24 protein-coding genes are annotated in these 26,345 nt (G+C 64.5%); 16 read left to right on the top strand and 8 right to left on the bottom strand.

Translation table 11 applies throughout. The features are described 5' to 3' along the window. Position 1: 1 nt before the first annotated feature. The 4 genes from ABID26_RS14435 to ABID26_RS14420 all read left to right on the top strand — a co-directional run bounded on the left by ABID26_RS14435 (position 2) and on the right by ABID26_RS14420 (position 3,593). Entirely contained in the window at positions 2-256 is a 255-nt protein-coding gene (locus ABID26_RS14435; protein WP_320218530.1) for a DUF6356 family protein, read from the top strand. Between the two features lie 16 nt (positions 257-272). Next, positions 273-1,070, top strand: coding sequence for a class II glutamine amidotransferase (locus ABID26_RS14430; protein ID WP_354415896.1), 798 nt, complete (start codon positions 273-275; stop codon positions 1,068-1,070). Between the two features lie 220 nt (positions 1,071-1,290). Continuing rightward, positions 1,291-2,091 (top strand): class II glutamine amidotransferase, encoded by an 801-nt coding sequence (locus ABID26_RS14425; RefSeq protein ID WP_354415895.1) that lies wholly within the window; start codon positions 1,291-1,293, stop codon positions 2,089-2,091. Positions 2,092-2,285: 194 nt separating this feature from the next. Then, positions 2,286-3,593 (top strand): amidase, encoded by a 1,308-nt coding sequence (locus tag ABID26_RS14420; RefSeq protein ID WP_354415894.1) that lies wholly within the window; start codon positions 2,286-2,288, stop codon positions 3,591-3,593. Here the strand turns inward: ABID26_RS14420 and ABID26_RS14415 are convergent. Beyond that, entirely contained in the window at positions 3,587-4,654 is a 1,068-nt protein-coding gene (locus ABID26_RS14415) for an NAD(P)/FAD-dependent oxidoreductase (RefSeq protein WP_292341663.1), read from the bottom strand. The two genes, ABID26_RS14420 and ABID26_RS14415, sit on opposite strands and share 7 nt — an antisense overlap. Before the next feature lie 117 nt (positions 4,655-4,771). On the opposite strand from ABID26_RS14415, the gene ABID26_RS14410 reads away from it, so the two are divergent. Continuing rightward, positions 4,772-5,368, top strand: coding sequence for a TetR/AcrR family transcriptional regulator (locus ABID26_RS14410; RefSeq protein WP_292303468.1), 597 nt, complete (start codon positions 4,772-4,774; stop codon positions 5,366-5,368). Next, entirely contained in the window at positions 5,365-6,300 is a 936-nt protein-coding gene (locus ABID26_RS14405; protein WP_354415893.1) for a haloalkane dehalogenase, read from the top strand. Before ABID26_RS14410 ends, ABID26_RS14405 begins: the two co-directional genes overlap by 4 nt. Before the next feature lie 124 nt (positions 6,301-6,424). Here ABID26_RS14405 and ABID26_RS14400 read toward each other — a convergent pair whose 3' ends face one another. Next, positions 6,425-8,227, bottom strand: coding sequence for a winged helix-turn-helix domain-containing protein (locus ABID26_RS14400; protein WP_354415892.1), 1,803 nt, complete (start codon positions 8,225-8,227; stop codon positions 6,425-6,427). 204 nt (positions 8,228-8,431) lie between these two features. Between ABID26_RS14400 and ABID26_RS14395 the strand changes: the two genes are divergently transcribed. The 4 genes from ABID26_RS14395 (at position 8,432) to ABID26_RS14380 (ending at position 11,283) form a co-directional block, all read left to right on the top strand. Further along, positions 8,432-8,713, top strand: coding sequence for a DUF4242 domain-containing protein (locus tag ABID26_RS14395; RefSeq protein WP_126096456.1), 282 nt, complete (start codon positions 8,432-8,434; stop codon positions 8,711-8,713). A 15-nt stretch (positions 8,714-8,728) separates the two neighbouring features. Next, positions 8,729-9,244: a hypothetical protein gene (locus tag ABID26_RS14390; protein WP_292303463.1), complete on the top strand. Its 516-nt coding sequence runs from the start codon at positions 8,729-8,731 to the stop codon at positions 9,242-9,244. Positions 9,245-9,322: 78 nt separating this feature from the next. Further along, positions 9,323-9,565 carry a DUF1127 domain-containing protein gene (locus tag ABID26_RS14385; protein WP_292303462.1) on the top strand — a complete coding sequence of 81 codons (243 nt, stop codon included), beginning with the start codon at positions 9,323-9,325 and terminating at the stop codon, positions 9,563-9,565. Between the two features lie 125 nt (positions 9,566-9,690). Continuing rightward, positions 9,691-11,283: a peptide chain release factor 3 gene (locus tag ABID26_RS14380; RefSeq protein WP_292303461.1), complete on the top strand. Its 1,593-nt coding sequence runs from the start codon at positions 9,691-9,693 to the stop codon at positions 11,281-11,283. 163 nt (positions 11,284-11,446) lie between these two features. On the opposite strand, the gene ABID26_RS14375 is transcribed toward ABID26_RS14380, so the two are convergent. Further along, positions 11,447-11,917 carry a VOC family protein gene (locus tag ABID26_RS14375; protein WP_292301539.1) on the bottom strand — a complete coding sequence of 157 codons (471 nt, stop codon included), beginning with the start codon at positions 11,915-11,917 and terminating at the stop codon, positions 11,447-11,449. 274 nt (positions 11,918-12,191) lie between these two features. Between ABID26_RS14375 and ilvD the strand changes: the two genes are divergently transcribed. After that, the gene (gene ilvD / locus ABID26_RS14370; protein ID WP_292301623.1) at positions 12,192-14,036 is read left to right on the top strand and encodes a dihydroxy-acid dehydratase; all 1,845 of its coding nucleotides are present in this window, start codon (positions 12,192-12,194) and stop codon (positions 14,034-14,036) included. 204 nt (positions 14,037-14,240) lie between these two features. On the opposite strand, the gene ABID26_RS14365 is transcribed toward ilvD, so the two are convergent. Beyond that, entirely contained in the window at positions 14,241-15,995 is a 1,755-nt protein-coding gene (locus ABID26_RS14365; RefSeq protein ID WP_292301541.1) for an ABC transporter ATP-binding protein, read from the bottom strand. Positions 15,996-16,163: 168 nt separating this feature from the next. Here ABID26_RS14365 and ABID26_RS14360 point away from each other — a divergent pair, with 168 nt between their 5' ends. Continuing rightward, positions 16,164-17,444 carry an amidohydrolase family protein gene (locus ABID26_RS14360; RefSeq protein ID WP_292301543.1) on the top strand — a complete coding sequence of 427 codons (1,281 nt, stop codon included), beginning with the start codon at positions 16,164-16,166 and terminating at the stop codon, positions 17,442-17,444. 357 nt (positions 17,445-17,801) lie between these two features. After that, positions 17,802-18,722 (top strand): DMT family transporter, encoded by a 921-nt coding sequence (locus tag ABID26_RS14355; protein WP_292301545.1) that lies wholly within the window; start codon positions 17,802-17,804, stop codon positions 18,720-18,722. Here ABID26_RS14355 and ABID26_RS14350 read toward each other — a convergent pair. Next, entirely contained in the window at positions 18,719-19,621 is a 903-nt protein-coding gene (locus tag ABID26_RS14350) for a phosphotransferase family protein (protein WP_292301547.1), read from the bottom strand. The two genes, ABID26_RS14355 and ABID26_RS14350, sit on opposite strands and share 4 nt — an antisense overlap. A gap of 99 nt (positions 19,622-19,720) precedes the next feature. On the opposite strand from ABID26_RS14350, the gene ABID26_RS14345 reads away from it, so the two are divergent. Then, positions 19,721-20,353 carry a class I SAM-dependent DNA methyltransferase gene (locus ABID26_RS14345; protein WP_292301549.1) on the top strand — a complete coding sequence of 211 codons (633 nt, stop codon included), beginning with the start codon at positions 19,721-19,723 and terminating at the stop codon, positions 20,351-20,353. Positions 20,354-20,678: 325 nt separating this feature from the next. Here the strand turns inward: ABID26_RS14345 and ABID26_RS14340 are convergent, their stop codons facing one another. From ABID26_RS14340 to ABID26_RS14330, 3 genes are all read right to left on the bottom strand, one after another. Beyond that, complete coding sequence (locus tag ABID26_RS14340) at positions 20,679-23,120, bottom strand: GcvT family protein (protein WP_292301550.1); 2,442 nt, start codon at positions 23,118-23,120, stop codon at positions 20,679-20,681. Further along, a complete protein-coding gene (locus tag ABID26_RS14335) occupies positions 23,117-24,016 on the bottom strand; it encodes a phosphotransferase family protein (RefSeq protein ID WP_292301552.1) in 900 nt (299 codons plus the stop codon). The genes ABID26_RS14340 and ABID26_RS14335 overlap by 4 nt, the downstream gene beginning before the upstream one ends. Before the next feature lie 138 nt (positions 24,017-24,154). Continuing rightward, positions 24,155-24,412 carry a hypothetical protein gene (locus ABID26_RS14330; RefSeq protein WP_126096444.1) on the bottom strand — a complete coding sequence of 86 codons (258 nt, stop codon included), beginning with the start codon at positions 24,410-24,412 and terminating at the stop codon, positions 24,155-24,157. A 4-nt stretch (positions 24,413-24,416) separates the two neighbouring features. On the opposite strand from ABID26_RS14330, the gene ABID26_RS14325 reads away from it, so the two are divergent. Together ABID26_RS14325 and ABID26_RS14320 are read left to right on the top strand one after the other, a co-directional pair. Continuing rightward, positions 24,417-25,181 carry a DeoR/GlpR family DNA-binding transcription regulator gene (locus ABID26_RS14325; protein ID WP_292301555.1) on the top strand — a complete coding sequence of 255 codons (765 nt, stop codon included), beginning with the start codon at positions 24,417-24,419 and terminating at the stop codon, positions 25,179-25,181. Positions 25,182-25,234: 53 nt separating this feature from the next. Beyond that, positions 25,235-26,146: a LysR family transcriptional regulator gene (locus tag ABID26_RS14320; RefSeq protein WP_320302334.1), complete on the top strand. Its 912-nt coding sequence runs from the start codon at positions 25,235-25,237 to the stop codon at positions 26,144-26,146. Positions 26,147-26,345 lie beyond the last annotated feature (199 nt).

The following is a 26,345-nucleotide window of genomic DNA, read 5'->3' as shown; positions in this document are numbered from 1 at the left end:
CATGACGACACGGCTTACGGCGCTCTTCACGTCTCACCCGGAAAAGGTCGGCGAGACCTATTTCGGCCACATGGCCTTTGCCGCCTGGTTCTGCTCGCGCCTGTCGATGGCCGCGGGCGCTGCGCTCGTTCACGCTTTCTTGCCATTTCTGTTCGAGACTACGGCCAGCCGCATAGTTCGCGAGCTCTATGAGCGCACGCACAATCGAGGCTCACACGCGGTGAAGGAGCCGAAGGCTCTCATGGATCGCGCCTGATAGATGGTGGAATGCGATGTGCCGGTGGGCGGCCTATCTGGGTGAAGCGGTCTTCCTCGAAGACATCATCACCGCGCCCTGCCATTCGCTGATCGCCCAGAGCCACTGTGCCCAGGAGGCCAAGTCGCCGACCAATGGCGACGGCTTCGGCCTTGCCTGGTATGGCGACCGCCCCGAGCCCGGCCTCTATCGCGACATCCTGCCGGCCTGGTCGGACCCCAACCTGAAAAGCCTCTGCCGGCAGATCAAATCCGGCCTGTTCCTCGCCCATGTGCGCGCCTCGACCGGCGGCGCCACCAGCCGCATGAACTGCCATCCCTTCATCTCCGGCCGCTGGTCGTTCATGCATAACGGCCAGATCGGCGGCTTCGAAAAGATCCGCCGCGCGTTGGAGAATTCGCTCTCCGACGAAGTCTTCGACCAGCGCGAAGGCACCACCGATTCCGAACTCTTTTTTCTCCTGATGATCGACGAGGGTCTGTCCACTGACCCGCAAGGAGCGGTGTCGCGCGGCACCAGCCGCGTGCTGGAAGCCTCGCACCGCGCCGGCATCGAGCCGTCGCTGAAACTTACCACCGCCTTTTCCGATGGGCAGGCGCTCCACGCCGTGCGCTACGCCACCGACGATCATGCGCCGACGCTCTACACCTCCGCCTTTCGCAATGGCGGCCGCTGCGTCGTCTCCGAGCCGTTCGACCGCGACGGCGGCGAGTGGCAGGCGATCCCTCCGGCGAGCTTCGTTACCATGACGGCGGATGGCACCAGCATCCGGCCGTTCGCGCCGGCAACGAACAAGCTGGCTGTGGTCGGCTAGGCGCAATCCCAACCCGCCGAGAGACCTGCGACCTGGGGTCGGGTCGGTGGCGCGACGGATTGCCGGCGTCTTCTGGACAGTCTTCGGCAAAGGATCAGCAAAACATCAGCCCGACATAAGGACGCCAAACCGTCCTCCTGTCATCTGTGGCGCCTTACGGGGGCGTGAATGGATTTCATTCGCGGCCTCGATTCGATGCGCAAAAGAGGATGACTGAACAATGTGCAGATGGGCCGCCTATCTCGGCGAAGCAATCTTCCTTGAAGAGATCGTCACCGCGCCCTGCCACTCGCTGATCGTTCAGAGCCGTCACGCGCGGGAGGCGAAATCACCGACCAACGCCGACGGCTTCGGCCTTGCCTGGTATGGCGACCGGCCGGAGCCTGCCCGGTATCGGGATACCCTGCCGGCCTGGTCCGATGGCAACCTGGCAAGCCTCTGCCGGCAGATCAAATCCGGACTGTTCCTGGCTCATGTGCGCGCCTCGACAGGCGGTGGCACCAGCCGCATGAATTGCCATCCCTTCGTCTCCGGCCGCTGGTCGTTCATGCACAACGGCCAGATAGGCGGCTTCGAGAAGATCCGCCGGGTGCTGGAGAATTCGCTCTCCGATGCCGTCTTCGACCAGCGCGAGGGCACCACCGATTCCGAGCTCTTCTTTTTGCTCATGATCGCTGAAGGTCTGTCCCGCGACCCGCATGGCGCCGTCTCGCGCGCCACCAGCCGTGTCCTGGAAGCCTCACGCCTAGCCGGTGTCAACCCGTCGCTGAAGCTCACGGCCGCCTTCAGTGACGGGCAGGCGCTCTACGCGATACGCTACGCCACCGACGACCAGGCGCCGACGCTCTACACCGCTGCCTTCGCCAAGGGGGTCGGCCGCTGCATCGTCTCCGAGCCGTTCGATCGCGATGGCCGCGCGTGGCACGAGATTCCGCAGTCGAGCTTTGTCACCATGACCAGGAATTGCACCAGCATCCATCCGTTCGCGCCCACTGTCGCCGAGCTGGCGCTGGCGGGCTGAGGCATTCATGCGCCCGGCGCAATTTCAATCAAGCGCGGCCTGGCACGCAATGCTGGATTCGGCTTGAAGCCTTGCCGCCATCCGCCATGTTGATGGACAGGCGCGAGAGGCAGACGGAGCGCTCGCCATGGATATCGTGTTTTCCTCGACCATCGAACTCGCTGCCGCGATCGCGGCAGCGGGAAATCTCGGCGGTGGAGGTCCTCGATGCCCATCTTGCGCAGATCGACAGGCACAACGGGGCAGTCAACGCGGTCGTCACGCTTGACCCGAACGGAGCCATTGAGGGCGCCAGGCAGGCGGATACGGCCCTGGAGCGTGGTGATACAGTCGGCCCCCTGCACGGTGTGCCATTCACGCTGAAGGACGCGCATGAGACGGCGGGAATGAAGACGACCGCCGGCTTCCCACCCTTTGCCGACTATGTGGCGAGACAAGACAGTCCGGTGGCCGCCCGGCTGAAGGCCGCCGGCGCCGTATTGGTCGGCAAGACCAACGTCGCCACCATGCTGGGCGACTGGCAGTCGGACAATCCGCTCTTCGGCCGGACCAGCAATCCCTGGGATCTGTCAGGCACGGCAGGCGGGTCCAGCGGCGGGGCGGCCGCCGCCGTCGCAACAGGCATGACGCCGTTCGAGATCGGCACCGACATGCAGGATTCCATCCGCCTGCCGGCCAGCTTCTGCGGCGTCTACGGCCTGAAGCCGACCGAAAATCGCGTCTCGCTGGCCGGCGCCTTCCCCGATCCGGGCGGCACGCCGCGCAGTGTGCGACTGATGTCTTGTGTCGGCCCGCTTGCCCGCAACATCGAGGATCTGGCGCTGATCCATCGGATCATTGTCGGGCCGGACGGAGCGGATACCGATCTGGCGCCGGTCCCGTTTGACCCGACGCCGAAGCTCGAATTGAAATCGCTGCGCATCGCCTGCGCAAATGCCTTCCCCGGCTTCCCGGTTGCCGCCGAGATCAGTGCCGCCGTCGAAGGCCTGGCCGCGGAGCTCGCGTCAGTTGGCGCGACTGTGGAGGAAGCGAAATTGCCGAAGCTCGATCTGCACGACGATCTCGCCGAGGGCGGCAAGCCGATCGGCATGATGATGGAGGCCACCCAACCGGAGCCGCCGGAGCAGCCGACGCCGGTGTCGCGTTGGTTCGCGGCGCTCGCCCGCCGCGACCGGTCGATCCTTACCTGGGAGCGTTTCTTCGAAAGCTGCGATGCCTTGCTCTGCCCGGTCGCGATGACCACGGCCTTTGCGCATTGCAAGCCTGGCAGCCCGCTTAAGGTCGACGGGAAAGACGAAAGCTATTGGATGCTGCCGGCCCATGGCTCGGTCTTCAACTATTCCGGCCACCCGGCAATCGCGATCCCTTGCGGCCACGACGGGAATGGCTTGCCCATAGGCTTGCAGCTAGTCGGGAAGAAATGGTCGGAATCGCGGCTGCTCGGCATCGCCGCGGCGATCGCGCCGCTTGCCGGCGGTTTCCGCCGGCCGCCGGGTTATTGACCGAAACGCGACAGCGCATAGGGCGCGAGCAACGCATCGCGCTCGCCGTCGAGGATTTCGCGGGCCGCAAACAGTCCAACCGCCGGCGCCAGCGTGATGCCGGAATGGGTGACGGCGACATAGAGGCCGCCGACGCCGTCGGCGCGGCTGACGATCGGAAAGCCGTCGGCCGGGGTAGGCCGGTAGCCGACGGTGTGGAAATCGAATTCCAGCCCGTCCGCGTCGCGCAGCATCGCCTTCGTCGCTTCGAAAAGCGCGCGTGCGGTGGCTTCCGGATTCTCGCCCGGATCGCCGCCGCCGAAATCCGAGCCGGCGATGATGCGCCCCTCGGCCGTCTGGCGCATGTGCAGCCTGTCGGCCAGCACCAGCCCGTTGAGCAATTTCTTGTAGGGGCGCGAATGGACGATCAGGCCGGGCGGCGTCTCGATCGGTATCCTGATGCCGGCCGTCGCGGCGATCGCCGGAGAGCCGGCGCCGGCAGCGATCACCACCTCGTCGGCGGCGATGGTTTCACCTGAAACGACGACGCCCATGACCTGTCCGTTGGACAGCGCCAGCCTATCGACGGTCGCGTTGACGATCCGCGCGCCACGCCGCTCGGCATCGGCAAGCAGCGCCCTGGCGGTGGCGACCGGTTCGGCCACGCCTTCCTCCGCGACGTAAAGGGCAAACTCGGGAAACTCCGCGAGATTGGGCTCGATGCGCGCTGCTTGCATGGCGCCGATCCGCTCGATGCCGTAACCCCAGGACGAATGCTCGGCCGCATAGGCTTCGAGCCTGTCCGCCGGCTGGTCCCAGCACAGGCCGCCGCACCAGGCGAGCGGCAATCCCGGCAAGTCCTTCGCCAGCCGCTTCCACTCGGCTATGGCGCGGATGCGCAGCCGAAAATAGGTTTCAGGGTTACCCCAGCTGGCATTGATCCAGGCGAAGGAATTCGGTGTCGCCACACCGCCGGCGCCGCTCCCGGAAACGATCGTCACCCGCGCGCCGGCCTTTGTCAGATGCCAGGCGATCGATGCGCCGATGATGCCGGCGCCGATGACGATGACTTGTTTGGCCACGATATTTTCCTCCTCGGCTTTACGTCCCGGACCTCCCCACTGCCATTTGCCGCGGCCCTTGCCAACGCAAAATTTTTCGTCGCTTGACATCAATACGTACGTACGTATTATATACGCATGGCTAGACAATCACTCCGCGAAAACCTCCTCGAAGCCGGTTTCCAGACCATTTGGAATTCCGGCTATTCGGCGGCCGGCGTGCGCGACATCGTCGCCGCGGCCGGTGCCCGGCCGGGCTCCTTCACCAATCACTTCGCCTCCAAGGAAGAGTTCGCCGGCGAGGTGCTGGAACGCTACTTCGCCTATGTTAGCGGGCTGGTCGAAAAGGCGCTGGCGCAGGATGGCACGCCTCCGGCCGGCAGGCTCCGCCGCTATCTCGATGTCATCACCTCGAAGCTTGAAGCGCATGACTGGGCGCGCGGCTGCATGATCGGCAATCTCAGCCTTGAGACAGCGGTTCACAGCGAGCCGCTCAGGCTGCGGCTGGTCGACATTTTCGAGCGCTGGCGCCAGCCATTCGCGGCTTGCATTGCCGAAGGCCAGGCGGCGGGCGAGATCACCAACGCATTCGATGCCGAGGACCTCGCCGATTTCCTGCTGTCGTCCTGGCAGGGCGCCATGCTGCGCATGAAGGTCGAGCGCGGTCCGGAGCCGCTCGAGCGGTTCAAGAAAATCATCTTCGGCACCGTGTTTGGGAAGGAGACAGCGCGATGAATTCGAAAATCGACGGACAACAGACCGGCGCTGCCGCGCCGCGGCGGTCAGAGGTCGCGGTGCTCGATTCCACCATGTCCTATATGGAGGCCGGCACATCCGGCCCGACGGTGCTGTTCCTGCACGGCAACCCCACCTCTTCCTACATTTGGCGCAACATCATTCCGCATGTCGCGCCGGTCGGCCGTTGCATCGCGCCGGACCTGATCGGCTACGGCCAGTCGGGCAAGCCCGATATCGACTATCGCTTCTTCGATCACGTCCGCTACCTCGATGCCTTCCTCGAGGCGCTCGACATAAAAGACCTGGTGATTGCCGCGCAGGACTGGGGCACCGCCCTTGCGTTCCATCTCGCGGCAAGGCGGTCGCAACGCATTCTGGGCCTTGCCTTCATGGAATTCATCCGGCCTTTCGAGCACTGGGAGGATTTCCATCAGCGCCAGCAGGCGCGCGAACTGTTCAAGGCGCTGCGCACGCCCGGCGCCGGCGAAAAGCTGGTGCTGGAGGACAACGTCTTCGTCGAGAAAGTGCTGCCAGCCTCGGTGCTGCGCACAATGAGCGATGAAGAGATGGCCGCTTATCGGGCGCCGTTCCCGACACCCCAATCGCGCAAGCCGGTGCTGCGCTTGCCAAGGGAATTGCCGATCGAGGGCCAGCCGGCGGATGTCGCCGCCATCAGCGAGCACGACCATCGGGCGCTGCGGCTTTCCTCCTGTCCGAAACTGCTTTTCGCGGGCGATCCCGGCGCGCTGATTTCGCCGCAGGCGGCACAGCAATTCGCGGCCGGGCTGAAGAACTGCCGGTTCATCAATCTGGGGCCTGGCGCGCATTATCTGCAGGAAGACCATGCTGACGCGATAGGCAGCGCCATTGCCGGCTGGCTTCCTGAAATCGTTCAGTCGAACCGCACGGCTGAGCCGGCCCAAGCCTGATCCGGAAAGCTGGTTTCCCCTGAAGAGCCGGCCCTGATACGTATCGGCAACCGGCATAGTCCTCGCCGCCGGTCTCGAGAGGTGCCGGGCAGGTCGCAAGACAGGTCTGCCAGGGCTTTACTTGCTAGCCAAGTGCTTCTCTCTTCGCGCCTGCGAGCAGTCCGGTCAGCTCTTCATATCGCCGCATGAGACGCGGTGAGTCGACTTTCCTTGCGACAGCAAGCACGGTGCCGAGCTCCAGCTCCGCGCCGGCGCGATCGCCCAACTGAATGAGCAGCGCCGCGAGCGAAAGCCTGGCGTCGGCGACATTGATCGGCGAGCCGATCTCATTCCAGCGCGAGCATGCGATCTGCAGTTCCCTAGCAGCTTCGGTGAGGCGCTCCTCCTGTACGAAAAGCTCTGCCTTGGCCTCCGCGGTCAGCGCCTGGATGGATGCCATCGGCCAGCGCTGCGGTTGCGTCTCCAGTTCGGCGATCACCTCTTTCGCGCGCTCAGGCCGATTGGTGCGTGCCGCCACCTTGGCGAGAGTGGCAAGGACCATGCCTCGCCGCTGCAGGGTCGGCCAGCCGTTCCCCACCAGGGAGCGCTCAAGGGCGCTGAAAGCGGCCTCCGCTTCGCCCTGCTCGAGTTGCAGCAGCGCCAGGCCGGGCTGCGGATCCCAGCCCGCTGCATGCGAAGCGCGGTAGGCCGTTTCCGCTTCCGTGAATTCTCCGGCCGCGAGATGAATGTCGCCGAGCACACGTAAGGCATCGCCCGTCGCCCAGGGCGCGTCGAGCGCGAGCTGGTCGAGTGCCGCGCGCACCAGGGCCTCCGCTTCCTTCAGCGTGCCGTGAACGCCGAGCACCTCGGCGCGATGCAGCCGGCACGAGCCCGACAGTTCTTCCAGCCCGTGTCCCCTGCACCAGTCCTCGTAGCCGGAGGTCCATTGGTTGGCTCTCGCCCAGTCGCCGAAATTCCGGCAGGCCCACAGAATGTTGCAGTAGAGGATTCCGCCGACGACCGGGTCCACGTCGCTGGAAAGACCGAGCGCGGCGGCAAAATCCTGGTCTTCCTGCCCGGCCTTGGTTTCGCCGAGGCAGAGCTTGAAGAAGCCGCGATAGATCAGGCCGAGCGATTCCACGACCGGATCATCGAGGTCTCTGCCGACGGCAAAAGCCTGCTCGGCGAGCGCAAGCGCCTGCTCCGGCTCGGCTTCCGCGCCCATGATGCGCGCGCCCATCCAGCACCACAGGCCGTGCTCCCTGCTGTCGGCGGCGTTGTCGATCAGCTGCGCGGCGCGCTTGTGCCAGCCCTTGGCGACGGCAAGCTCGCCCCTCTCGAGATGGATCCTGGCGAGGGTGATTGCCGGGGAAGCCGCGCGCAAGCGCTCGCCGGCCACGCCGTAAGCCGTCACCGCGCGCGCCAGGAGCGGGATGGCTTCAGCCGGCCGCCCCATGCATTCCAGCGCCAACGCCCATTCTTCCAGATCGGCAGTCAGCAGCTCGTCGGCGGCATCCGCTTTTGCGAAAGAAGCCGCGGCCTCATGCCATTTTCTGCCCGCAACGGCCGAACGTGCCGACAGGATCGGTGAACCGGGGCTCGAAGGCTTGCCGCCCGCATCGGCCGGCCTGTTCTCCGAAACGGGCGGCTGATCGAGGCAAATGCGGTAGCCGAAGCGGGGCAGGTTGCGCAGCGCCGTCTCCATGCCGCTCTGGCGCAGAACGCCGCGGGCGAGACTCGCCACGCGCTGCAAGGAGGCTTCGGTCACCGTCACCCCGGGCCACAGCGTTTCAAGCAATTCGTCCTTGCTCAAGGCGCGGTCCTGGTGCCGCAGCAAAATGGCGAGGAAGTCGAAGACCAGGGGCTGCGCCTCGATCTCGCGTCCGGCGAGAAGAAGGGCGCGAGAGTCCTCGTTAAGCTCGAAATCGCCGAAGCGATAAATTCCCATCGGCAGCAATCCCCGAAACAGCAATAGGCAAAGGATCAGAAGAAGATAAGGGCGGCGTAAGGACTGTCGGCCGCCTCTTGCGCAATTCTCCGTCTGCCTGGCGGGCCAAGCTGCAGTTTAGCTCAGCGGCCCCGGGGATGTCACCGGCACCGACCTGGTCGAGCGTCCGGAGGCATTTGAACCTCAGATCAAGGAGATTGCGACATGCAGAAATACATCATCGAACGGGAAATCCCCAAGGTCGGCACCTTCGAGCGCGAACAGCTTCGCGACGCCTCCAAGGCCTCGAACGCCGTTCTGGCCGAGCTCGGCCCGGACATCCAGTGGGTGGAATCCTTCGTGGCGGACGACAAGACCTTCTGCGTCTACCTCGCCAAGGACGAGGCGATCATCCAGCGCCATGCCAAGATGAGCGGCTTCCCGGCCACGAAGATCACTGAGGTCAAGCGCCTGTTCGATCCGACGACGGCCTACGCTCGCGCCTGACCGGGAGGACGGATCGTGAACCGCTTCGCAGATATCGTCCTTGCCATGGGCGTCTCCGTGCTGTTTTGCGGCGCCGCTCCTGCCCATGACATGCCCGATCCGGTGCTCAACCGGTCTCGGGAAATGGCGGCCAAGTACCTCGACATAAAGGTCGCCAAGGCGGAGGGCTACCAGCAGCTTTTCGAATGCACGACGCATGACGAGCATGGCACCATGGGCGTTCACTTCATCCATCCCGGCCGTGCCGGGGACGGCAAGCTGGTGCTCGGCGAGCCGGACGTCCTGACTTACGAGCCCGAGGCCGACGGGTCCATGCAGCTCGTCGGCATGGAGTACATCGTCTTCGAAAAGGACTGGAAGGGAAAGGCCGTTCCCGAATTCCTCGGCCGAACCCTCCAGCGCAAGACGACGGTAGGGACCCACCCGGTGGACCCCTACTACCAGCTCCATGTCTGGCACTGGCGGCACAATCCGGCTGGCATGTTCGCCGACTGGAACCCCTATGTGAGCTGCGAGCACGACCGGTCCTGACCTCTTGTCGGCACAGCCTTTTGGGAGGGTCATCGAAGGCCCTCGCAATTTCATCGTTCAACTGAAGGAGATATGACCATGACTGCCCTTGGACAGGAGCTTGTGGCCAATCGGTCCGTGCTCGGGCGCTTCTTTGCCATAGCCATTGATATCTGCCGTGTCGGCGGAAGTTTCCTCGCGCGAATCATCCGTATCCGCAGGGATCGTGCCTGGCTGGACGAGTTGCCGGACCATCTGCTGCGCGACATCGGTATCGAGCGGGCGGAGATACGGTCGAGCACCAGGTTGGGCCGCAAGGGCGGCCGTAGCGAGCGGACCTGAAAGGACGCGGGCTTCCTTGCCAAGGTCTGCGGCAGCGCCGCTCGGACGTGCCCGATCTGCCCGAAACTGTCGACATGCCCAAAATGCGCTGCTAGAAGCCCGCGCCACAGACAGGATTTCACGACTTGGCAGAAGACATCGAACAGGCGGTATCGCGCCGCCGCACTTTCGCGATCATCGCCCACCCCGACGCCGGCAAGACCACGCTCACCGAAAAGCTGCTTTTGTTCGGCGGCGCGATCCAGCTTGCCGGCGAGGTCAAGGCCAAGAAAGACCGTATCCAGACCCGGTCCGACTGGATGAAGATCGAGCGCGAGCGCGGCATCTCGGTCGTCACCTCGGTGATGACCTTCGAATATGACGACAATGTCTTCAACCTGCTCGACACGCCCGGCCACGAGGATTTCGCCGACGACACCTACCGCACGCTGTCGGCGGTGGACTCCGCCGTCATGGTCATCGACGCCGCCAAGGGCATCGAGCCGCGCACGCTGAAGCTGTTCGAGGTTTGCCGGCTGCGCGACATCCCGATCATCACCTTCGTCAACAAGATGGACCGCGAGAGCCGCGATCCGTTCGAGATTCTCGACGAGATCGAGCAGAAGCTGGCGCTGGATACGGCACCCGTCACCTGGCCGATCGGCCGCGGCAGGACGTTTTCCGGCACCTACCACCTGGCGCAGAACGCCGTGCGCAGGAGCGACGACGAGAAGGAGCGCACGCCGGTCCACGGTCCCGATTCCAACCGCGTCGCCGGGCTTTTGCCGGAAAACGAGCGCAACGACTTCATCGAGGAGCTGGAGCTCGCGCGCGAAGCCTGCCGTCCGCTCGATGTCGACGCCTTCCGCGAGGGCCATCTGACCCCGGTCTATTTCGGCTCGGCGCTGCGCAATTACGGCGTGCGCGACCTGATCGAGGCGCTCGGCGCCTACGGGCCGCCGCCGCGCGCGCAGGAAGCCGATGAGCGAACGGTCGAGGCGACCGAGGAGAAGATGACCTCCTTCGTCTTCAAGATCCAGGCCAATATGGATCCCAACCACCGCGACCGCATCGCCTTTGTCCGCGTCTGCTCTGGCAAGCTCGAGCGCGGCATGAAGGCAAAGCTGGTGCGTACCGGCAAGCCGATGAGCCTGTCGGCGCCGCAGTTCTTCTTCGCCCGCACCCGCGTCACCGCCGACGAGGCCTTTGCCGGCGACGTCGTCGGCATCCCCAACCACGGCACGCTGCGCATCGGCGACACGCTGACCGAGGGCGAGGAGATACTGTTCCGCGGCGTGCCGAACTTCGCGCCCGAAATCCTGCGGCGCGTGCGCCTCGGCGACGCCATGAAAGCCAAGAAGCTAAAGGAAGCGCTGCATCAGATGGCCGAGGAAGGCGTGGTGCAGCTGTTTTCGCCGGAAGACGGCTCGCCCGCCATCGTCGGCGTCGTCGGCGCGCTGCAACTCGATGTGCTCAAGGAACGGCTGAACATCGAATACACGCTGCCCGTCGACTTCGAGATGTCGCGCTTCTCGGTCTGCCGCTGGATCTCGGCGGACGACGGGGCGGAAGTGCAGCGCTTCATCGAAGGCCATCGCGGCGATATCGCCCGCGACCTCGACAACGATCCGGTGTTCCTCGCCCAGCACGCTTTCTCGCTGAACTACGAGGCCGAGCGCTGGAAAGCGATCCGCTTCACCGCGGTCAAGGATTACCAGATCCGCGACAAGGCGGCGTGATTCACGGCGCTCCCTTCTCCCCTTGTGGGAGAAGGTGTCGCCGAAGGCGACGGATGAGGGGTGTTCCAGGGAACACCAGCCTCTCATTCCGTCCAGCACCCCTCATCCGTCTCGGCGCTGCGCGCCGATCCACCTTCTCCCACAAGGGGAGAAGGAAAGGCGCTCACCCCCTGGCCGCCGCCTCGATCTTGGCGATGTCGATCTTGCCCATCTGCATCATCGCCGACATCACCCGGCCGGCCTTCGCCCTGTCTGGATCCTGAAGCAGCCTCGGCAGTTGCTCCGGCACGACCTGCCAGGAAACGCCGAACTTGTCCTTCAGCCAGCTGCAGCGTCCTGGTTCGCCGCCGCCTTCGGTGAGCTTGGTCCAGAAATGATCCACCTCTTCCTGCGTCTTGCAGTCGATCGACAGCGAGATCGCTTCGGTGAACTTGTATTGCGGCCCGCCGTTGAGGGCCTGGAACTGCACGCCGTCGAGCTCGAACGAGGCCACCAGCACCTGGCCTTCAAGGGCATGGCCCTTGGGCCAGCGCGTGACGCTCAGCACCTTCGAATTCTTGAAGATGGAAACGTAGTGGTTCATGGCCTCCTCAGCCTGGCCGTCGAACCAAAGGAAGGTGGTGATCTTCTGCATGTCTTGCTCCTCGGACTTGTTCAGGTTGGTTCCATCTTCAAACGGCGCGCCGGCGATTTGGTGCAGCTTCCGTGCCGTCTGCCACAAGGACGCTTCAGCGAGGCGTGGTCCGACAGCGGCAGCAAAAATTTCCTGAAGAGCTCAAATTTCCCGAAGCGTGCTGGTGCAGCGCAAAACTGTGGCAAGGCCGGACCTTGGCCGCTATAACCGCTGCCGACTGAAATACAGCGCCGTCGCGCCACGCTCAGCGCGGCCAGCCAGCAAGGACAATCCGATGCCTGCCTATCGTTCCCGCACCACCACCCATGGCCGCAACATGGCCGGCGCCCGCGGCCTGTGGCGCGCCACCGGCATGAAGGATTCGGATTTCGGCAAGCCGATTATCGCGGTGGTCAATTCCTTCACCCAGTTCGTGCCGGGCCATGTGCATCTGAAGGACCTCGGCCAATTGGTCGCGCGCGAGATCGAGAAGGCCGGCGGCGTCGCCAAGGAGTTCAACACCATCGCAGTCGACGACGGCATCGCCATGGGTCACGACGGCATGCTCTATTCGCTGCCGTCGCGCGAACTGATCGCCGACTCCGTCGAATACATGGTCAACGCGCATTGCGCCGACGCCATGGTCTGCATTTCGAATTGCGACAAGATCACGCCCGGCATGCTGATGGCCTCGCTGCGCCTCAACATCCCGACCGTCTTCGTGTCAGGTGGGCCGATGGAAGCGGGCAAGGTGGTGCTTTCCGGCAAGGCGCAGGCGCTCGATCTGGTCGACGCTATGGTGGCGGCGGCCGACGACAAGATCTCCGACGAGGACGTCAAGGTCATCGAGCGCTCGGCCTGCCCGACCTGCGGCTCGTGCTCCGGCATGTTCACCGCCAATTCGATGAACTGCCTGACCGAGGCGCTCGGTCTTTCGCTGCCCGGCAACGGCTCGACTTTGGCTACCCATGCCGACCGCAAGCGCCTGTTCGTCGAAGCCGGCCATCTGATCGTCGATCTGGCGCAGCGCTACTACGAGCAGGAGGACGACAGCGCGCTGCCGCGCAGCATCGCTACCAAGGGCGCCTTCGAGAACGCGATGGCGCTCGACATCGCCATGGGCGGCTCGACCAACACGGTGCTGCACATCCTCGCCGCCGCGCATGAGGGCGAGGTCGACTTCACCATGGAAGACATCGACCGGCTATCGCGCAAAGTGCCGGTTCTCTGCAAGGTGGCGCCGGCCAAGTCCGACGTGCACATGGAGGACGTCCACCGCGCCGGCGGCATCATGGCGATCCTCGGCCAGCTCGACGAGGCCGGGCTGATCAACCGCGACCTGCCGACGGTGCACACCGCAACTCTCGGCGAGGCCCTCGACCATTGGGACATCGCCCGCACCTCGGCCGAAAACGTGCGCGAGTTCTTCCGCGCCGCCCCCGGCGGCGTGCCGACGCAGGTCGCCTTCAGCCAGGACCGCCGCTGGGACGAGCTCGACACGAACCGCGAGACGGGTGTCATCCGCTCGGCAAGGACGCCGTTCTCGAAGGATGGCGGCCTCGCCGTGCTGAAAGGCAATCTGGCGCTCGACGGCTGCATCGTGAAGACCGCCGGCGTCGACGAGTCGATCCTGAAATTCACCGGCCCGGCCCGCGTCTTCGAGAGCCAGGACGCTTCCGTCAAGGCGATCCTCGGCAACGAGATCAAGGCGGGCGACATCGTCGTCATCCGCTATGAAGGACCGCGCGGCGGGCCAGGCATGCAGGAAATGCTCTACCCGACCAGCTACCTGAAATCGAAGGGCCTCGGTAAGGCCTGCGCGCTGATCACCGACGGCCGCTTCTCCGGCGGCACGTCGGGCCTGTCGATCGGTCATGTCTCACCGGAGGCCGCCGAAGGCGGGCTGATCGGCCTGGTTGAGGAAGGCGACACGATCGAGATCGATATTCCGAACCGCAAGATCCATCTAGCCGTCGGCGAGGCCGAGCTCGACGCCCGCCGCAAGGCGATGGCGGCGAAAGGCGCGGATGCCTGGAAGCCGGCGGAAAAGCGCAAGCGCAAGGTGACGACCGCGCTGCGCGCCTATGCCGCCTTCGCCACCAGCGCCGACAAGGGCGCGGTGAGGAAAGTGCCGGAGTAGGAAGCACTTCCCCTTCTCCCCTTGTGGGAGAAGGTGTCGCCGAAGGCGACGGATGAGGGGTGTTGGAAGGATCTCAACGATGAAGAAATCGGCACTTGAAGCATCCCATTCTTCAACGCCTCATTTCTTCCAACACCCCTCATCCGTCTCGGCGCTGCGCGCTTATCCACCTGCTCCCACAAGGGGAGAAGGGGAGCGCCGGAGTCACGGCATCAGCTGATATTCATAAAGCTTCTGGTAAAGCCCGCCCTGCTTGAGCAGGGTTTTGTGCGGGCCGCTTTCCCGCACATTGCCGTGCTCCAGCACCACAATCGTGTCGGCCTGGTGCACGGTCGACAGCCGGTGGGCGATGACGATCGTCGTACGCCCGGCCGTGAGCTGCTGCAGCGCGTCGCGGAACAGCGCTTCGGATTCGGCGTCGAGCGCGCTGGTCGCCTCGTCGAGCAGCAGGATCTCGGCATTGCGCAACATGGCGCGCGCGATCGAGATGCGCTGGCGCTGGCCGCCGGACAGCAGCGAGCCGTTCTCGCCGACTTCCGTCTCGTAGCCCTTGGCCATGGCGCTGATGAACTCATGCGCGTTCGCGGCCCTGGCGGCGGCGATCACCTCTTCGTCGGTCGCACTCTCACGGCCGAGGCGGATGTTGTGCATGATGGTGCCGGCAAACAGGAACGTGTCCTGGCTGACATAGGCGATCTTTTCGCGGAGCGAGGCGATCGTTGCAAAGGAGATGTCCTGGCCGTCGAACATAACCTTGCCGCCCTGCGGGTCGTACATGCGCATGATCAGGTTGAGGATCGTCGACTTGCCGCTGCCCGAAGGCCCGACCAGCGCCGTCATCTTGCCGGCCGCGAGCGTCAGGTCGAAGCCTTCGAACACCGGCGGGCTCTCCGGATAGGCGAAGCTGACATGGTCGAACCGGATTTCGCCCTGGCCCGGCTGCAGCGGCTTGGCGTCGGGCTTTTCGGCGAGCGTCAGCGGCCTGTCGGCGAGCTGGAACATCATGCGCACGCCGACGATGCCGGTCTCCAGCGAAATGCGCACGCGCGCCAGGCGCTTTGCCGGCTCATAGGCAAGCAGCAGCGCTGCGATGAAGGCCATGATGTTGCCCGGCATCTGGCCGCCTTCCAGCACCAGGAAGCCGCTGACCAGCACGGCGCCGGCGATTGCCAGCCCGGCGAGCGTTTCCATCACCGGGCTGGTGGCTGCCTCGAGCGTCGCGATGTTGTTGGCGCGGTTCTGCACGTCCGACACGGCCTTGTACATGCGCTTGCGCATCGCACCTTCGAGATTGAAGGATTTGACAACACGCACGCCGATCGCCGTTTCCTGCATCACATGCACGATCTGGCCGAGCGAGCGGAATTCCATCTTGGCGATCTTGCGGACGCGCTTCAGGATACGGTTGACGCCGTAGATGGCCACGGGACCGACGACGAAGCAGATCAGCGACAGTGCCGGTTGTTGCCAGACCATGACCGCGACCAGGACAATCAGCGTCACCAGATCGCGCACGTAAGATGTCACGACGAGGTCGAGCACGCTGCGCGCTGCCTGGGCGTTGTTGGTCATGCGCGTGATCAGCTCGGACGACGAGGTCGCATGGTAGAACTCGATGCCTTGCGCCAGGATCCGGTCATAGATCTTGCGTTGCCGGTCGGCGATGATGGCGTTGCCGACCCGGCTCATGAAATAGGCCTGGACGAAGTTGGCGACGCCCTTGAGCAGGAAGATCACCGCGACCGCCGCCGCAATCAGGTTGACCCGGTCGATCCGCTTGTAGATCACGAATTCGTTGGTGATCTCGCGCAGGATCCAGGCGCTGGCGCCCGTCATGGCGGCCACCACCAGCATCGACACTATGGCGGCGCCGTAGCCGAATTTATGCTCCCGGAAAGATTCCCTCACCAGCCTCGCGACGAGGCGCTGGTTTTCCGTCGAGCGGAAGAAGCGAAACAAACGGCCGATCCCCTGCCTGTGAATTTCGGATTCGCCACGAGGGCGAGAGGCGGCTTATAGAGCGAGTTGTCGCCGGAGGAAACCTTTCGCCGCCGGGGAAGGAAACGGCTGCGGCAGGCCATCCTTTCGGCCACGATGATTGCTGATTCTATAAAGGGATGACGACAGATGGATTTCGACCTCATCGTGCGCGGCGGCACGCTGCCGGACGGTAGGATTGCCGACATCGGCATCACCGGCGAGACCATTCGAGCGATCGAGCCGGAACTGCCGGGCTCGGCGCGAAGCGAAGTCGACGCGCGCGGCAATCTCGTCTCGCCGCCCTTCGTCGATCCGCATTTCCATATGGACGCCACGCTCTCCTACGGCATTCCGCGCATCAACGCCTCCGGCACGCTGCTCGAAGGCATCGCGCTGTGGGGGGAACTGAAGCCGCTGTTGACGCATGAGGCCGTGCGCGATCGCGCGCTCGCCTATTGCGACTGGGCAGCGTCGATGGGCCTGCTTGCCATCCGCAGCCATGTCGATGTCTGCGACGACCGGCTGTTGGCAGTCGAGGCGCTGCTCGACGTCAAGAAAACGGTCGCGCCCTGTATCGACCTGCAACTGGTCGCCTTTCCGCAGGACGGGCTTTATCGCTCGCCGACGGCGCGCGAAAACACCATTCGCGCGCTCGATCTCGGCGTCGACATCGTCGGCGGCATCCCGCATTTCGAGCGCACCATGGCCGACGGCACGCGCTCGGTGACGGAGCTTTGCGAGATCGCCGCCAAGCGCGGCCTTATGGTCGATATGCATTGCGACGAGACCGACGATCCGCTGTCGCGCCACATCGAGCAGCTTGCCTATGAAACGCAGCGGTTGGGCCTGCAGGGCAGGGTGGCCGGCTCGCATCTCACCTCGATGCATTCCATGGATAATTACTACGTCTCGAAGCTCCTGCCGCTGATTGCCGAGGCCGGTGTCTCGGCCATCCCCAATCCGCTGATCAACATCATGCTGCAGGGCCGTCACGACACCTTCCCGAAGCGGCGGGGGCTCACCCGGGTGAAGGAAATGCTGGCGCTCGGCATCCGCGTCGGCTGGGGCCAGGATTGCGTGCTCGACCCCTGGTATTCGCTGGGCACCGCCGACATGCTGGACGTCGCGTTCATGGGCCTGCATGTCGCGCAGATGTCGAGCCCGGCCGACATGGCGCGCTGCTTCGACATGGTCACCAACGTCAACGCCGCCATCATGGGCCTCGACCATCTCGGTCTCGCCGTCGGCAAGCGGGCGAGCCTCGTCGTGCTGGACGCAGGCAATCCGATCGAGGCCGTACGCCTTCGCCCCGAACGCTTGTGCGTCGTCGCCAGAGGCAGGGTGGTGGCCGAGCGGGAGAAGCGGGAGACCAAGCTGTCGATCGCCGGTCGGCCGGAGCAGGTGAACCGACGGCATAAGACGTCGTAGGTCTCTGTACAGCGATCTGCTTGGTTTGGGGCAAAGCATCACGAACGGTTCGCGATTGGCCGGAACGCTCGTGACTTCGTCATTCTATGGCGGAGCAAGGAGCGAAGCGACGCGGCGCAGACCATAGAATCCATGCCGTTACCTCTAAGCGTCGCTGCGGTGTAGAACGATCTCTGTCCTGCGCCGCCTCCGCCCTTCGCGCGAGGTCACGGAATGGATCCTCGGGTCTGCGCGTCCGCTTCGCTCCCGCTCCGCCCGTGGATGACGAAGTTCCGGAGCTTCGGCCAACCTCGATTTCAGCCGCTGGTCTTACGAATTTCCCTCGTCAAGCCGCCGGCTTGCAGCTAGGGAGCCCGCATGGCTCCTCTTGCCCGCAATTTCACGATCAGGAACGTTCTGCTGGCCGGCATCCTTTTGATGCTGGCCGGCGACTTCATGTTCGCGCTGAACGACGCAATGGGCAAATGGCTGGTCGCCTCCTTCTCCGTCGGTCAGGTGGTGCTGATCCGTTCGATCGGCGCCTTCTTCGTGCTCGGCCCGATGATCGCCAACCAGGGTGCGGGCAAGCTGTTCCAGATGGAGCGGCCGATACTGCAGTTCCTCCGCGTCGTGGCGACCACGCTCGACACCGGGCTCTTCTATGCCGCCGTCGTCTATCTGCCGCTCGCCGACGTGATGAGCTTCTACATGGCCGGGCCGATCTATGTCGCGGCGCTCTCGCATCTCTTGCTTGGCGAGAAGGTCGGCTGGCGGCGCTGGCTGGCGATCCTGGTCGGCTTCTGTGGCGTGTTGATCATCCTTAAACCCTCGTCGGCGGCGTTCTCGCTGGCGTCGACCTATGCGCTCATCGGCAGCGTCGCCTTTGGCTTCGCCATCATCCTCGGCCGGCGTTTGCGTGGAACGAGCGACACGACACTGGTCACCTGGCAGACAATCGGCACGCTGATTGTCGGCGGCGTTCTCACCATCGGCGCCTGGCGGACCCCAACCGCGCTCGATTTCGGCGCCATGCTCCTCCTCGGCGTTGTCTCCTGTGCCGCCCATCTGATGATCACCCGGGCGTTGAAGCTGGCGCCCGCCTCAACGCTGGCGCCGCTGCATTACAGCCTGCTTCTGTGGGCCGTGGTCTTCGGTCTTGCCTTCTTCGGTGACGTTCCGAGCACCCGCATCCTCGTCGGCTCGGCCATCGTCGTGCTTGCCGGCATCTTCATCTTCCACCGTCAGAAGGTGGTGGAAACCGTCGTGCCGCCGGAAAACGTGCCGAAGGGCGTCAATTAGCCCCTTCGTATCGCCGCCAGATGCCGTGAAAACTCCGGCGTCTCCATCAGCGCCTTGCAGCGCGCGAAGCGGCCGTCGGCATAGGCGCGGAAGTCGTCGACCGGATTGTTGTTGGCGAGCTGGATCAGTCCCCACAGCGTCCAGAGCAGGTCGCACATCGCCTTGTGGATGACGACGCGGCCGCGCTCGGCCGGTCTTGCCTCGCCGCCGAAATAGGCGCGCATCAGTTCCTCGTCCTGGGTCGCATCGAACTTGCCCTCGACCGAGAGGTCGCCGAGGTCCCACAGCGGATCGTTCATGCCGGAATATTCCCAGTCGACGATCCACATCCGCTCGCCGGTATCGAGGAAGTTCTCGCAGAGCGGATCGCAGTGGCAGGCGGCGAGCTGGATGGGATGGGCGGCAAGCGCCTCGCGCACAATGCTCGCCTCGCGCACCACGTCGTGATAGCCGGGAGGCAGAGCCACATCCTTGGTCGACAGCACCTTCAGATAGTCGTCGATCATCGCAAACAGCTCGAAACGAAACGGGAAGACCGCGCCCGACATATGCAGCTTGCGGAAGGCCCCGCCGGCACGCGCCGGGCTGCCCGGCCTAGCCTTGAATTTTTCCGGCGACATTGTTTCAGCGCCGGCGATGAAGCGCGTCGCCATCACGCCCGACGCCGGATCGGAAAAGAGCACCTCCGGGCTGACGCCGGCCTCGGCCGCTTCGCGCGCCGCCATCGCCTCGTTGGCGCGGTTGATGTATTCCTCCGTGCCCTTGCCGGGAATGCGCAGGCAGACCTCGCCGGCCCTGTAGACACGGTTGGTAAGGCCTCCCAGCCGCTCCAGCGGACCCTCGTACCCGGCAAGCGCCGGAATGGCGGCCAGCGCCGCGCGCGCCTCGTCCATCGTCATCCCCCTTTACCATCACGCCATGTTTATACGGCGGAACGGTTCCACAGTTTTTGCCGCTTGGCTACCATGGGCGGACGCGAATCGGCGGCGGGAGCGGCAATGAAGGACGGCAAGCACAACAGCGCGCTGGGCGCTGCTTACGCCGCAACACGGCCGGATGAAGTGGCGGCGATCTATGACAGCTGGTCCGAGACCTATGACGCCGACATGTCGGCCGCCGGCTATCGCCACCCGACGATCTGCCTGGCGCTGCTTGCCCGCCATCTGCCGCGCGGCGCCGAACCCTTGCTCGACGCCGGCGCCGGCACCGGCCTGATCGGTGAGTGGCTCGCCATCACCGGCTACCCACAGGTCGAGGCGCTCGACATCTCGCAAGGCATGCTGGACAAGGCGGCTGCGAAAGGCGTCTACACGGCGCTGCATCGCCTGGCGCTGGGCGGTGCTTTGCCCTTCGCCAACGGCGCCTATGCGGGCATCGTCTCGGCCGGCGTCTTCACCTCGGGCCATGTCGGGATCGAAGGCCTGGACGAACTGATCCGCATCTGCCGTCCAGGCGGCATCATCGTGCTGACGGTCAAGAACACGCTCTGGCAGGCCGGCTTTGCCGAACGGATTGCCGCGCTGGAAGCGCAGGGCACTATAACCCGCATTGAGGAAACTCGCCCTTACGCTTCGATGCCTGGCGAAGGCGACACGGTGCCGAGCCGAGGTCTGGTGCTGCGCGTCCGCTGAGCCCAGCGCTAACGCTTGTGATTCGAGTCGTTAGTCCACATGGCCGCGCCCCAATCGTGTTGCGGCGTCGCGACAATATTGCCGAACTCAGCGCTGCCCCTCATCCGCCTGCCGGCACCTTCTCCCCGTATAGTGACGGGGAGAAGGTGGCTGGCCGCAGCCTCGGCGCTCTTTTCTGCAACGAGCGGGGATTGGCGAAACCGCCGATGACAGCGTCCTTCTCCCCGTTCTAACGGGGAGAAGATGGCGGCAGCCAGATGAGGGGCAGCGCGACGCTCGGAGGTCTGTTTCTCCGCATTGAACCGAGGTAAGCGGAGCGGAGACGTTACGCTTTGATCTTTTCTCCTAGCGGATCATACATCGGCTCGAGATGGATTTTTGCCGGCGTGCGCTCCATCGCCACCACCAGCTCGTAGTCGCCCGAGGCGAGAAAGTCGTCGCTGATGCCGTCGGCATTGCGCACATAACCGTAGCCGATGTTCTTGGCCACCGTGTAGCCGTAGCCGCCGCTGGTGAGATAGCCGACCGGCTCGCCGTTGCGCAGGATCGTCTCGCGGCCGACCAGCACGATCTCCGGATCGTCAACCGTGAAGCCGGCAAAGCGTTTTGTCGGCGGCTTGCCGGCCGCCTTCTCCAGCGCCCGTCGTCCGACGAAATCGATGTTCTTCCTGAGCTTGACCGCCCAGCCGAGACCCGCTTCATGCGGCGTGTCGTTCGGCGTGATATCCGATCCCCAGGCGCGGTAGCCCTTTTCTAGCCGGAGCGATTCCAGCGCCCGGTAGCCGACCGGCCGGATGCCGTGCTTCTTTCCCGCCGCCATCAGCGCGTCAAAAATCTCACCCGTGGCGGCGATCGGCACATGCAGTTCCCATCCCAGTTCGCCGACATAGGTTACGCGCAGCGCCCGCACTACGTGGCCGGCAATTCCAATCTCGCGCGCGTGGCCGAAGGGGAAGGCGGCGTTGGAGACATCGGCGTCCGTCACCGCCGCCAGCACATCGCGGGCGCGTGGTCCCATCAGCGACAGCGTGCCGAAATCTTCGGTAACATCCTTCAGCCGGGCGTCGAGACCCTCGCCGATATGGTCGCCGATCCATGAAAGATCATGGATGCGGAAGCCCGTCCCGGTGACGACGTAGAACCGGTCCTCGCCGAGCCTCGACACGGTAAGGTCCGCCTCTATGCCGCCGCGCGTGTTGAGAAGCTGCGTGTAGGTCAATCGTCCGACCGGCTTATTGATGTCGTTGGCGCAGATCCAGTCGAGCGCCTTCAGCGCGTCGGCGCCGGTCATCTCGAATTTGGCGAAGGAGGACTGGTCGAAGATGCCGACTTTTTCACGCACGTGGCGGTGCTCGTCGCCGACCGGTCCAAACCAATTCTGCCGCCCCATCGAATAGATGTCCTCAGGCGCTGTGTCATCCGGCGCGAACCAGTTCGGCCGTTCCCAGCCGAGCTTGGAGCCGAACACGGCGCTGTGCGTCTTCAGCCGCTCATAGAGCGGCGAGACGATACGTGGGCGGCCGGACAGATATTCCTCATGCGGGAAGCCGATCGTGTAGTGCTTGCCATAGGCTTCGAGCGTGCGGTCGCGGACCCAGTCGCGGTCACGGTGCAGATTGGAAAAGCGCCTGATGTCGACCACCCAGAGGTCGAGCGGCGCCTCGCCGTCGACCACCCACTGCGCCAGCACCCAGCCGGCGCCGCCGCCGGACGCGATGCCGAAGGCGTTGAAGCCGGCGCCGACGAACATGTTGGCGCATTCGGGCGCGACGCCGAGGATGAAATTGCCGTCCGGCGTGAAGCTCTCCGGCCCGTTGATCATCTGCTTGACGCCGGCGTTGGCCAGCGCCGGCACGCGCTCGATCGCCTGGTGCATATGCTGCTCGAAGTGATCGTAGTCGTCGTCGAACAGCCGGAACTCCCAATCACTAGGGACATCGCCGGTCGTCCAGGCCTGCGGGTTCGGCTCATAGCCGCCCATCACCAGCCCGCCGACCTCCTCTTTGAAATAGGTGCGGCGGTCGGGGTCGCGGATCGTCGGCGCGTCGTTGGCGAGCCCCTCGATCCTTTCGGTGATGATATACTGGTGCTTGACCGGCTGCAGCGGCACGTTGATGCCGGCCATGGCGCCGACCTGGCGCGCCCATTGTCCGGCGCAGTTCACCACCTTCTCGCAGGCGATGTCGCCCTTCTCGGTCTTCACCGCGGTGATGCGGCCGTCCTTCATCTCGAAGCCGGTGACGCGCACATCCTCGAACAGTTTGGCGCCATGCATGCGCGCGCCCTTGGCGAGCGATTGCGTGATGTCGGAGGGGCTTGCCTGGCCGTCTGTCGGCAGCCAGGAGGCGCCGACGAGGTCGCCGGTTTCCATCAGCGGCCACATCCGCTTCACCTCGGCCGGCGACAGGAGCTGCATCTCCATGCCGAAGCTCTTGGCCGTCGTCGCCAGCCGCTTGAACTCGGTCCAGCGGTCGGCGTTGGTGGCGAGCCTGAGACACCCCGTCATCTTCCAGCCGGTCGCCAGCCCGGTCTCTGCTTCCAGCCCCTTGTAGAGCTCGACCGAATATTTGAGCACACGCGTGATCGACGCCGATGACCGCAGCTGCCCAACGAGGCCGGCGGCATGCCAGGTCGAGCCCGAGGTCAGCTTGCCCTGTTCCAGCAGCACAACGTCGGCCTTGTGGTCGCGCGCTAGATGATAGGCGGTCGAGCAGCCGATGATGCCGCCGCCGATGACGACGATCCCGGCATGGCTGGGTAAGGTCATGGGGTTAGTTTTCCATATTTCGTCCGGTAGTTTTCCAGCGCCGCGTCGAGCCGCACCAGGTTCTCCTCGGTATAGGCGACGTAGTCGATGCCGGGCGCGTCGAGATAGAGCTCGGAGACCATGCTCCACATCGCCTCGCGCAGCAGCGAGGCGCATTGCATGGCGGCGTGCGACCGGCGGATCTCGCTGTCCGGCTCCTTCATGAAATAGGCGGTCAGGAAGGCGAAGGATTCGTCGTCGCTCATGCCGGCATTGGAGGCGGCGCCGGCGAGATCGAACATCGCGGTGTTGAAGCCGGCATATTCGAAATCGATCAGCCATAGCCGCTTGCCGTCGTCGAGGATGTTCGCCGGCAAAAGATCATTGTGGCCGAAGACGATCGGCAAAAGCTTCTGCGCCCGTTCGAGCTCGTCCGCGAGCGTGAGATAACGCGGCAGCTCTTCCTTCTTGCGGCTGCCGCCTTCGTCCAGCGTGCGGGCGTAGTCCCGGATGACGTGGAACACCCAGAACATGAAGCCGGCGCCGGAGACATGGTTGGGCATCTCGCGATGGAAGCCGCGCAGCAGTGCCGCCACGCGGCCGAGATCGGCGCGCACGTCCTCGGCGAGGAAAGTCCTGGCGCCGAGAAATTCCGTCACCAGAATTCCGGGCTCGGCATAATGCACGGCCGGCGCGAAGCCCGCCGCATGCGCCGCGCGCGCCGTCATCACCTCGCGCTCGCGGAAGACATGATGGAACGGAAAGTCCTGGCCGAAGCGCACGACATGCCGCCCGGCGGCGTCGGTGACGACGTAGTTGGCGTTGCTGAGACCACCCGGCAGCGGCTCGATCTCGATGCTGCCGCTCCAGCAAGGCAAGGCACGGATGCGGTCTTCGGCGACTACGGGGGCACTCACGGGCCTGGTCCTGCTTCAGCCGGCTTTCGACAAAGCGCCGGTTTTTGACAAAGCGATGAGAGAAAACAAAAAAGCCTCGTCGGTGCGGGACGCCAGGATCGATATCCCGCACCGCACCGACGAGCCCCTTGGCCAGGTTCAGGATCCCGGCATCCGCCCCCGCGGATTCGAAAAAAGCTCGCGCCAGGCACGTTCCAGAAAATCTGGTCGGTCGATTGCGGCTCTGCCATCACCCTCCCGTGGCAGTTCCGAGCCTGTCACTCCATCAATCTCACGCCAGCGTGACATTGCTGTCAATAAAAAGCTGTGACCTTTTTTGGGTGTTTTGCCCGAAAATATAAGCAATTCCTTTAAAAGCGTTAGGAATGCCTTAGAATCGGTCAAAATCCCGGACATCCACATGATCCATTCGAAACGGCATGGCGAGATCCTGCGGCTCCTCGGCGAGGAGGGGACCATCACCATCGCCAGCCTGGCAGAGCGGCTGGGCGTGTCGCTGGAAACGGTGCGGCGCGACGTCAGGCCGCTTACCGACGAGGGATCGATCCTCAAGATGCACGGCGCCGTCAGCCTGCCGTCGATGGCAGGCGAAGCGCCGTTCGAACGCCGCATGCGTGAGAACGCCGAGGCCAAGCGCCTGATCGCCCGCATGGTCGCGGCCACCATCCGCGACGGCGAGTCGGTCATGCTCGACACCGGCACCACCACCTCCTTCCTGGCGCGCGAGCTGCTTGGTCATCGCCGGCTGACGGTGGTCACCAATTCGTCCGACATCGCCCGCACGCTGGCGACCGTGAACGGCAACAAGGTCTATATGGCCGGCGGCGAGCTGCGCAGCGATTCAGGCGCGGCTTTCGGTGTCACCGCGATCGACTTCGTCAGCCGCTTCTCGGTCAGCCACGCCGTGATCTCCATCGGCGCGGTCGACGCCGTCGCCGGCCTCACCGACTATGAGCTGGAGGAAGCGGAATTCGCCCGCATGGTGCTGTCGCGCGGCCAGCGCTCGCTGGTCATCACCGATCACACCAAGTTCGGCCGGCAGGGGCTGGTCCAGGTTTGCGGCTTCGACGGTTTTTCCGAGCTCGCCACCGACCAGCCGCCGCCGCGCGACATTGCCGCCGCGCTCAGCCAGGCCGGCGCGCGGCTCAGTATTGCGGCGACCTAGCGCTGGAGCCCGACCGGCTTTCCTTCTACGCCCAGCCAGTGTTTAGTCCGGCCATGGCCTTCACCATTCGCCAGCTCCAGTTCTTCGTTGCCGTCGCCGAGCAAGGCACGGTGTCGGGCGCAGCCCAAAACCTCTCCATCTCGCAATCCTCGGTCACCGAGGCGATCAAGGAATTGGAGAGCGATCTCGGCGTCGAACTGTTCGAGCGTCATCCACGCGGCTTGAACATCACCCACAAGGGCCACCAGTTCCTGCGCCACGCCACCAAGATCCTGGCCGATGTCGCCGACGCGCGCCGCGCTTTCCTCGGCGACCAGCTGACGGCGGGCGGCCGGCTGCAGCTCGGCGTCACCTCGCTGGTCGCCGGCTATGTGCTCTCCGATCTGCTGGCCCGCTACCGGCGCGCCTATCCGAGCGTCGAGGTCTCGGCCATCGAGGACAATGGCGACTATCTCGAGCACCTCCTGGTCGGCGGCAAGCTCGATATCGCCGTCATGGTCACCTCCAACCTGCGCGACCGCACCGCGCTGCAGTCCGAGATTCTCGAGGTATCCGCCTATCGGCTCTGGCTGCCGCTCAGCCACAAGCTTGCCAGCGCCGACATCATCTCGATCGGCGATATCGCGTCCGAGCCGCTGATCATGCTCACCGTCGATGAGATCGAGGAGAATACCGGCAAACTGCTGTCGGCGATCGGCGCCAGGCCGCACGTCGCCTTCCGAACCCGTTCCGTGGAAGCCGTGCGCAGCCTCGTCGCCACCGGCGCCGGCGTGGCACTGTTGCCCGACCTCGTCTACCGGCCCTGGTCGCTGGAAGGCGACCGCATCGAATCCCGCGATATCTCCGGCTCGTTGCCGGTCGTCCAGGTCGGCATGGTCTGGCGCCGTGGTTCCAGCCTGCCGCAGGCCGCCCGCGACTTCATCGGGCTTGCCCAGTCGCAGCGCATGGTCCGCCAGCGGCTCTGATCGGAGCAATTCCAGGAAAAGTGTGAAACGGTTGGGTTCGGCGACTTCGCCGTAGCCTTCCGTCCGGAATTGCGTCAAACAGGTATCGGAAAAACCGATATCGGCTTTCTGATAAATGAATTTGCGAAACCGGACTTTTCACAGCACCTTTCGCCCAGGGAACAAAGCCGCTCGGGAACGCGGCTGTCGGGGCATTTTG

Origin of the sequence: Mesorhizobium shonense, from assembly GCF_040545255.1 — a bacterium.
In the GTDB taxonomy this organism is placed as follows: domain Bacteria; phylum Pseudomonadota; class Alphaproteobacteria; order Rhizobiales; family Rhizobiaceae; genus Mesorhizobium; species Mesorhizobium shonense.
This window is presented reverse-complemented; position numbering and strand designations above follow the sequence as displayed.